The sequence below is a fragment of the Roseibium sp. genome, from assembly GCF_050301095.1.
Taxonomy (GTDB): Bacteria; Pseudomonadota; Alphaproteobacteria; order Rhizobiales; family Stappiaceae; genus Roseibium.
Genome location: NZ_JBNKYW010000302.1, coordinates 1 through 8,437, shown reverse-complemented (window position 1 = coordinate 8,437; position 8,437 = coordinate 1). Strand labels below are relative to the sequence as shown.

Here is an 8,437-nt window from a genome sequence, read left to right as displayed (position 1 = left end):
CGGGCAATCAACTCCCGGCGGGGTGCCGGGTCGTTGGTCTGCGATTGAAATTGCTCCCGCAGGTCTGGCGGGCCTTGCCTTCAATAGGGACGTCCATTATTTAGGCAATAAGCTAATTACCATTAATTCGGCAATTAGGCAAATACCTAATTACAAGATTTCGCTTTGGGTTAACCGGAGCAAGGAGAGACTCATGAGCGACCGGACTGACCATATCGAAGCGGCCGAACCTGGCGGTATCCAGAAGGTCTTCGAGGCACTTGCCTCTGCGGCGCGGCGGAAGATCCTCGCTTATCTCGCCCATAGTTCCCTGACTGCCGGCGAAATTGCGGAACGTTTCGACATGTCGAAGCCGTCGATTTCTCAGCATCTCGGTGTGTTGGAAAGCGCAGGCCTGGTGCGCAAGGAAAAGCGTGGCCAGTACGTGCATTATTCCATCGTCCAGGACAGCCTCGCCAACACCTTGAACGGCTATGTCCAGGAAGTCTGCCCGGTTTCCCGCCCGCTGAAAAAGGAAAGCGCGGAACTGAAGACGAAGAACAATAAGGGCAAGAGTTAATAGTCCTGCGGCTCCTGCCCCCGTCCTTCCGGACAAGCGCAGCGGCAGCTGCATGCGGATCCGGAACCCAACGCATCAGCGTGAGCGAAGCGAACACACTCCTGTTTGAGTATGCCCGCGCCTGACACGCGAATTATGTCTGGCTTCCGGTTGGGCGTTTGGCTGAGCCGAGCTTGTCCGGAATGACGGAGGTGCGTGGAGTTCAACCGACAAGAAACATCCACCGTACTGCACTTTGTCAAAGAGGACTTTCCTCCCTCAGCCCTTCCCCGTAAGGTCCGGACCTGCAACCTGTTCTGCCGTTTCCACTTCCACCGGACCTTCCCATGACTTCCATCGACATTCTGATGCCCCGCCCGATGCTGCCGATCGTTCAGGAGCAACTGGACGCAGCTTTTACGGTTCACCGGCTTTATGAGGCAGAAGATCCGGAGAAGATGCTGGCGGACGTCGGGGAAAAAATCCGGGGCATTGCCATGGCCTTCGGGCCGGTGAGTGCGGAGCTGCTTTCGAAAACCCCGAATGCGGAAATCGTCGCCAGTTTCGGCGTCGGTTACGACCACATCAACACGGACGACTGCCTTGCGGCGAAGGTGATGGTCACCAACACCCCGGACGTCCTGACCGAGGAAGTGGCGGACACGGCCATGGCGCTGACGCTGATGAGCCTGCGCGAACTTGGCCAGGCGGAGACATGGCTGCGCGCAGGCAAATGGGCGTCTTCAGGCCCTTATCACCTGACCCCTGCGACCGCGCAGGGGCGGACGATGGGTATCTTTGGGCTGGGGCGCATCGGCAAGGCGATTGCCAGGCGTGCTGAAGCCTTCGGCATGAAAATCTGCTACCACGGCCGCAACCGTCAGGCGGATGTCGCCTACCCCTATCACGCCACGCTGACGGACCTGGCGGCGGCCTGCGACACACTGATGGTTGTCGCGCCCGGCGGCGCGGAAACGAAGCATGCGGTGAACGCAGAAGTTCTGGAGGCTCTGGGCCCGGACGGGTTCGTGATCAACATCGGCCGTGGCTCGGTGATCGACGAGGCGGCGCTGATCGCTGCGCTGGAAAACGGCACGATCTTCGGCGCCGGTCTGGATGTCTTCGAGGACGAGCCGCATGTGCCGGAAAAGCTGATGGCCTTGCCGCGCGTCACCCTGCTGCCCCATGTCGGCTCCGCCTCGCAGGCGACGCGCAATGCCATGGGACAACTGGTCGTCGACAACCTGAAGAGCTGGTTCGAAACCGGCAAAGCCGTCACGCCGATACCGGAGATGCGCTGAGCGTCAGGCGGCGCGTCCGGATCGTAATCACGGCCCGCAAGACCATCCCGCCGGGCGGGCGGGATGGCATCAACTCATGAAACACCGCTCAGGGTAGCAGGCTTAGCGCAAGGGCGCTGCCGATGTCGGCGATTGCCTTGTTGCGCTCGTCGAAAGAGGCCTTTGTCTGTGTGATATAGACCGCGATCACCACCGGCTCCCTTCCGTCCGGCCAGATAACGGCGATGTTGTTGCGCGAACCGTTGGCTCCTGCCCCGGTCTTGTCGGCCACCGGCCATTCTTCCGGCAGACCGGCGCGGAGCGTTGAATCGCCGACCTTGTTGTCCAGCAGCCAGCCGGTCAGCTGCGCCCTGGCTTCGGGGGACAGGGCATCCCCCAGCACCAGATTTCGAAGCGTGGCGGCCGCCGCCGCCGGGCTGGTGGTGTCACGGGCGTCGCCCGGTCGCCCCTCGTTGAGCGCCGGTTCCGTTCGGTCCAACCGTGTGACCGTGTCGCCGATACCGCGCAGATAGTCCGTCAGTCCCCTGGGTCCGCCAACCGCCGCCAGCACGAGATTGGCGGCGGCGTTGTCGCTGATCGTGATGGCCGCGTCGCAGAGCTCCATGTAGGTCATGCCGCCGGAGCCGACTTCTTTCTCCGTAACCGGCGAATAGGACACCAGGTCTTCCGCCCGGACCTCCACACGGCGGCCGGGATCGATTTCCTCCCTTTCCCCCTTCTCAAGCATTGCGGCACACAGGAATGCCTTGAACGTACTGTTGAGGGGAAAGCGCTCATCGGCACGGTGCGTCCAGGTCTTGCCGGTTTCCCTGTCAATGACAGCAACACCGATCCTGGCCGAAAGTCTGTCTTCTGCTGACCTTACCGCCTTGTCGAGAGGAGCCGGATCGAATCCGGCGGCGATCGCCTGACCGGGCAAGGCAGACGAGAGGGCAAGGACAAGGGTTAACGCACCGAGGCGAGTCCAATGGATCATCATAAGCTCCGATAGTAGATGCCGATTGCCTGAACCGGCCAGGTGTGTTGCCCCCCGCACCGACCACGTTCAAGACAACGCGATCCTGCCGCTGCCTTAGATATTACGCAAATGATGAATAGTGGGGTCAGCCATGAATTAAACTTGGCCATGCGAGACCCTTATGGATATTTCGAAACTGCCGCTGAACGCCTTGCGCGCGTTCGAAGCTTCCGCCCGGCTGTGCAGCTTCACCCGGGCCGGACTGGAGCTTCGGGTTTCCCAGACGGCCGTCAGTCACCAGGTGAAGGCGCTGGAGGAACTGCTGGCGGTTTCCCTGTTCGAACGGCTGCCGCGCGGGGTCGCCCTGACCGACGAGGGTCACGCCTTGCTTCCGGTCCTGAGCGATGCCTTCCGGCGGATGAGCGCGGCGCTCAGCCGGTTCGAGGACGGCAATTTTCGTGAGGTCCTGACCGTCGGCGCGGTCGGCACCTTCGCGACCGGCTGGCTGCTGTCCCGGTTGCCGGATTTTTCAAGAAGCCACCCGCATATCGACCTGCGCCTGAAGACCAACAACAACCGGGCGGACATGCTTGCCGACGGTCTCGATTGTTTCATCCGCTTCGGCGACGGTGCCTGGCACGGAACGAGTGCCGTCGAGCTGATGACCGCACCACTTTCACCGGTCACCTCGCCCGGGATCGCCCGGCGGCTTGAGTATCCGGAAGACCTGTTGCACGAACCGCTGCTCAGATCCTACCGGATGGACGAATGGACCATGTGGTTCCAGGCCGTTTCCCTGCCGCCGCCACGGGCGCGCGGCTGGATGTTCGACAGCTCTCTTGCGATGGTGGAAGCGGCCGCGCAAGGGGCCGGTGTCGCGCTGGTGCCGGTCCGCATGTTTTCCCGCGACCTGGAAAGCGGCCGGCTGGTGCGGCCCTTCGAAACGGGTGTCGTGACCGGCAGCTACTGGTTGACCTGGCTGAAGTCGCGGGAGGAAACCGGTGCCATGGAAAAATTCCGCCAGTGGCTGCAGGCGGTGGCCGATGCGCCTGACGCCTGATCTCCTCAAGCCTTCCGGCCGACAACCATCTCGCGCTTGCCGGCAAATCCGTTGGTCTTTTCGACGGTAAAACCGGCTGCCTGAAGATTGCGCCGAACCCAGCCTGCAGCGGTATAGGTCGCAAGCGTTCCGTCCGGAGCCGTCAGTTCCGCCGCCGCCTTCAAGAGCGCGGCGTCCCACAGTTCCGGGTTCTTCGCCGGGCTGAAACCGTCGAGGAACCAGGCGTCGACAGGCGCGATGGCGGTTCCCTCACCCGGTCCGTCATCGCTCTCCAGCTGCAGATCGCCGATCAGCCGGCGGGCATCGCCGACGCCGAGCAGCAGTTCGGCACCGGCAATCTTCAAGCGGTTCCAGCCGGGTTCCGGCGTCCAGATCTCAAGGAGGTCCGCTGCCGGAGACCCAAGCTCCGGAAAGGCGCCGAGCGCGCGTTTCAGCTGCTCCCGTGTCATCGGGAAAAGTTCGAAGGAGACGAAGGTGAGATTCGGCGCCGGATCGACCGCCCTCAGAGCTGCAAGGGTGGTCAGAAAGTTGAGTCCGGTGCCGAAGCCGAATTCGGCGATGGTAAACCGGTCCCGCCCCTGAAACCGCTCGGGCAGCCGGTTGCCGGCCAGAAACACGTGGCGGGTTTCGGCAAGACCGCCGGCCCTGGAGAAATAGGTATCGTCAAAGCCCGCCGCGCGGGGCACGTCGCCTTCCAGCCAGTCCAGTTCCGGTGCTTTCGTCGGCATCTTTGTCCCTTGCCACCTTGTCGGCCCCGGGAAAGGATATCCCGACAGGCGCATCAAACTTTTTGCCATCCCGGCCCGGTTCTCATAAGAGAGCGCGAAGCAGCAATCAACGCATGGGGCCCGTTTTCGACATGGCGCACTCCGCCGAACCATTTGACCTTGCCATTGCCGGAGCCGGAATTTTCGGGCTTTCGATCGCCTTTGCAGCGATCAAGTCCGGTCTCAAGGTGGCGGTTCTGGAGAAGGACCGTGTGGGCGCCGGCTCCAGCGGCGGTCTTCTGGGCGCCCTGATGCCGCATATGCCGGCACGCTGGAACCCGAAGAAGGAATTCCAGTTTCAGGCGCTCCTGAGCCTTGAAACCCACATCCGGCAGCTGGAGGCCGACACCGGCCTTGCCTGCGGCTACCGTCGTTGTGGGCGCATCCTGCCCCTGACGACCACCGACAAGCTCGAACATCACCTGGAACGCGCCGAGGAAAGCAAGCTGCGCTGGCACCCGCAGGAGACCGGGTTTACCTATCGGGTGGAACCGGCCGGAAGCCGGTCGGACTGGCTGGCAGCCGAAGCCGCACCCTATGGTCTTGTTTATGAAACGCTTGCTGCCCGAGTTTCTCCAAGGGCCTATCTGACCGCCCTCGGCGCCTTTGTCCGCGAGCATGGCATCCTCATCGAGGGAACCTCTGTCACGGGCTTCGACGAGACGGCCGGAGAAGTGCGGCTTGCGGGCAACCGGACCCCCGTCGCCGCCAGGCAGTTGGTCATCTCGGGCGGGTTCTCGGCCTTCGACCTGATCGAGCAATTTACCGGAGAGCGGATCGGGCGCGGAGAGAAAGGCCAGGCGCTGCTCCTGGAAGGCAAGGGGCTGGAACGTGAACCAGCGATCTACTGTGACGGCCTTTATGTCGTGCCGCATGAAGACGGCACAGTGGCAATCGGCAGCACGTCGGACCGGACCTATTCGGATAGCGCCCCCTCTGCGGAGCGCGCGGAAGAACTGCGGCTGCGCGCAACGGCCTTTTGCCCAAAGCTGCAAGGCCGGAGCGTGCTGACGAGCTGGGCGGGCATCCGGCCCCGCTGCAACAAGCGCGATCCGCTGGTTGGCAAGCTGCCGGGACATGACGCCGTCCATGCCGCAACGGGCGGCTTCAAGATTTCCTTCGGCATTGCCCATCAGATCGCCGATTGCCTGATCGCCGAAATCACCGGCAATACGCCCCGGCAGCCATTACCGGCAACTTTCCGCCCGGATCACCATTTCGGGTCGAACCGGCTGGAGGCGGACGGCTGAACTCCCCCTCAGCAGAACCCGCGGGATCGATTTTCCTGAACAACACCGGCTGACCGGGTCACGGTGACAAATTGGCGGGGCAAGCGTTCTTTTGCAGCCAAAACCGATTGGCTGCAGATCCTCGTTCCGTCAGCAACTTCGCTGTCAGAACGTGGTCACCACCTCATAGAGCATGTAGAGGCTGAGAGAGAACGATCCCCAGAACAGGACATTCTTGGCGACCAGCAACGGCAAGGCCGGGGTCTTGTCCTCGGGAACATGCCTCGCAGCCTGATGGCTTCCGTCCACATCGGGCGGACACGCTCTGGTAGCGGCTGTCATGGCCTTGGCCATTTCTGCTATCCTCACATGGCGTTCAAAGCGGACGGGTGGACTCATTGCCCAGACATCCATTCCTCAGAATAAATGACGAGAGGTTAACGTCCGCTTAAGGCCATTATGGGGCTATTCCGACCTTTAACCATGTCGATTTTGATTATATTCACAGAAGATATGACCTGGATTCGCAGCCTTTTTCGGTTGTTTCCCGCCAGTTCCACCAGGCTATTTTGTTACAAGAGGAAGTTGAACCGCTATGAGTCTTGACAGCGTTCGCGAACATCTCGCCCAGTCCGCCCCCGACCTGGAAGTCATCGTGACCAAAGACAGCAGCGCCACCGTCGACCTCGCCGCGAAGGCCCACGGCGTAGAGCCGGGACAGATTGCCAAGACCCTTTCCTTCCAGGTGAAAGAAAAAATCTTCCTGGTCGTCGCGCGCGGCGATGCAAGACTGGACAACAAGAAGGCCAAGGCCGCGTTCGGCGGCAAGGTGAAGATGCTCGGGCTGGAAGAGGTGCAAAACCTGACGGGGCATCCCGTCGGCGGCGTCTGCCCCTTCGGCCTCGCTCAGCCCCTGCCCGTCTATTGCGACGTCTCGCTGAAGGCCTATGACGTGGTCATCCCGGCTGCGGGCGCCACCAATGCCGCCGTCCGGATATCACCGGAGCGCATGGCCGAGATCACGGATGCCGAATGGGTGGACGTCTGTCAGCCGCCGCTCGCGTGAGGCTGGAGGCAGTCCCCGGCAGGTTGCCGAGAACGGTCGGCTGGAATTTCAGCCTAATTCACCTCATCCTGAGGAGGACCGTCAGGTCCGTCTCGAAGGATGGGCGGCAAGCTCAGAACAAGCGGCCCATCCTTCGAGACAGCGCTTACGCGCTTCCTCAGGACGAGGGAGAATGTGGTATTCCCCAACCCAGCCGCCGATCCCGAAAACTTCTGCCCTGCGCCGTCTCAGACCCGGTAGTAGCCCCGATACCAGTCCACGAAGCGGGCAACGCCTTCCTGAACCGTGGTCTTCGGCCGGTAGCCGGTCAGGCTCTGCAGAAGATCCGCGTTGGCCCAGGTGGCGGGAACGTCGCCCGGCTGCATCGGCATCAGATTGCGCTCGGCCTTCTTGCCGGTCGCCGTTTCGATCGCCTCGATGAACTCGGTGAGCTGCACTGAGGTCGAGTTGCCGATGTTGACCACGCGCCAGGGAGCCACCGGCGACAGGCTGTCGCCTTCCGGCACCTCTTCCCCCTCGCCCGGGCGCACAGGGACCGCGTCCATCAGCAGGCGGATGCCTTCGACGAGATCCTCCACATAGGTGAAGTCCCGTTTCATGTCGCCGTGATTGTAGACGTCGATGGGATTGCCCTCGAGGATCGCCTTGGTGAACTTGAAAAGCGCCATGTCCGGGCGGCCCCAGGGACCGTAGACGGTGAAGAAACGGAACATGGTGACCGGCAGGTGATAGAGATGGGCATAGGAATGCGCCATATTCTCCGTCGCCTTCTTGGTGGCCGCATAGAAGGACATCTGGTGATCGGCCTTGTCCGTCTCCGTGTAGGGCATATGCGTATTGGCCCCGTAAGCGGACGAAGTGGAGGCCAGCAGCATGTGTTCCGGCGGAAAGGCCCGGGCCGCTTCCAGAAGCTCGAACGTGCCGCAGATATTGCTTTCAAGGTAGGAGCGCGGTGCCTCGATGGAATAGCGCACGCCAGCCTGAGCGGCCAGATGAATGACGAAATCCGGCTTCTCGCTCTTGAAGAGCGACATCAGCAGTTCGGGCGCCTCGACGCGGTCATTGACCGGCGTGAAATGCTCGTTCTGCATCAACATCTGCTGCCGCCGTTCCTTCAGCCGGACATCGTAATAATCCGTCATGGCATCCAGGCCGATGACGCGGAACCCGTCCTTCAACAGGCGCGTGCACAGGAAGTAGCCGATAAACCCGGCGGAGCCGGTCACCAGGACGGTCTTCATGATCCGTTCGAAGCCTTTCAACAAAAATAGAAAATATGAGGCAGGTGATACCTAATCGGGACAGCCATTGGAAGGCTTTGCCTGACCTGGAAACGACAAAAACACACGGGCACCGGTGGATGCCGGTGCCCGTGTGTTCACTGGAGGCCGCTTATCCATGTAGTCCGCTGCCAGAAACTCACCCTCATCCTGAGGAGGGCCAGAGGCCCGTCTCGAAGGATGTGCCACAAGCTCGTAATCTGCCGCCCATCCTTCGAGGAGGACCTTAAGGTCCTCC

9 protein-coding genes are annotated in these 8,437 nt (G+C 61.8%); 5 read left to right on the top strand and 4 right to left on the bottom strand.

Annotated elements, in window-relative coordinates:
* Positions 1 to 193: 193 nt before the first annotated feature.
* Both ACQY7U_RS26390 and ACQY7U_RS26385 read left to right on the top strand, forming a co-directional pair.
* A complete protein-coding gene (locus ACQY7U_RS26390) occupies positions 194 to 559 on the top strand; it encodes a metalloregulator ArsR/SmtB family transcription factor (RefSeq protein WP_428651667.1) in 366 nt (121 codons plus the stop codon).
* Between the two features lie 326 nt (positions 560 to 885).
* Positions 886 to 1,839: a 2-hydroxyacid dehydrogenase gene (locus ACQY7U_RS26385; protein ID WP_428651665.1), complete on the top strand. Its 954-nt coding sequence runs from the start codon at positions 886 to 888 to the stop codon at positions 1,837 to 1,839.
* 88 nt (positions 1,840 to 1,927) lie between these two features.
* Here ACQY7U_RS26385 and bla read toward each other — a convergent pair whose 3' ends face one another.
* A complete protein-coding gene (gene bla, locus ACQY7U_RS26380; RefSeq protein WP_428651663.1) occupies positions 1,928 to 2,818 on the bottom strand; it encodes a class A beta-lactamase in 891 nt (296 codons plus the stop codon).
* Positions 2,819 to 2,978: 160 nt separating this feature from the next.
* Here bla and ACQY7U_RS26375 point away from each other — a divergent pair, with 160 nt between their 5' ends.
* Entirely contained in the window at positions 2,979 to 3,857 is an 879-nt protein-coding gene (locus ACQY7U_RS26375) for a LysR family transcriptional regulator (protein ID WP_428651661.1), read from the top strand.
* 5 nt (positions 3,858 to 3,862) lie between these two features.
* Here ACQY7U_RS26375 and mnmD read toward each other — a convergent pair whose 3' ends face one another.
* On the bottom strand, positions 3,863 to 4,585 hold the full coding sequence (gene mnmD, locus ACQY7U_RS26370; protein WP_428651658.1) for a tRNA (5-methylaminomethyl-2-thiouridine)(34)-methyltransferase MnmD: 723 nt from the start codon (positions 4,583 to 4,585) through the stop codon (positions 3,863 to 3,865).
* A 113-nt stretch (positions 4,586 to 4,698) separates the two neighbouring features.
* On the opposite strand from mnmD, the gene ACQY7U_RS26365 reads away from it, so the two are divergent.
* A complete protein-coding gene (locus ACQY7U_RS26365; RefSeq protein WP_428651656.1) occupies positions 4,699 to 5,874 on the top strand; it encodes an NAD(P)/FAD-dependent oxidoreductase in 1,176 nt (391 codons plus the stop codon).
* Between the two features lie 144 nt (positions 5,875 to 6,018).
* On the opposite strand, the gene ACQY7U_RS26360 is transcribed toward ACQY7U_RS26365, so the two are convergent.
* The gene (locus ACQY7U_RS26360; RefSeq protein WP_428651654.1) at positions 6,019 to 6,207 is read right to left on the bottom strand and encodes a hypothetical protein; all 189 of its coding nucleotides are present in this window, start codon (positions 6,205 to 6,207) and stop codon (positions 6,019 to 6,021) included.
* Between the two features lie 241 nt (positions 6,208 to 6,448).
* Here ACQY7U_RS26360 and ACQY7U_RS26355 point away from each other — a divergent pair, with 241 nt between their 5' ends.
* Complete coding sequence (locus ACQY7U_RS26355) at positions 6,449 to 6,919, top strand: YbaK/EbsC family protein (RefSeq protein ID WP_428651651.1); 471 nt, start codon at positions 6,449 to 6,451, stop codon at positions 6,917 to 6,919.
* 227 nt (positions 6,920 to 7,146) lie between these two features.
* Here ACQY7U_RS26355 and ACQY7U_RS26350 read toward each other — a convergent pair whose 3' ends face one another.
* A complete protein-coding gene (locus ACQY7U_RS26350; protein ID WP_428651648.1) occupies positions 7,147 to 8,160 on the bottom strand; it encodes an NAD-dependent epimerase/dehydratase family protein in 1,014 nt (337 codons plus the stop codon).
* Positions 8,161 to 8,437 lie beyond the last annotated feature (277 nt).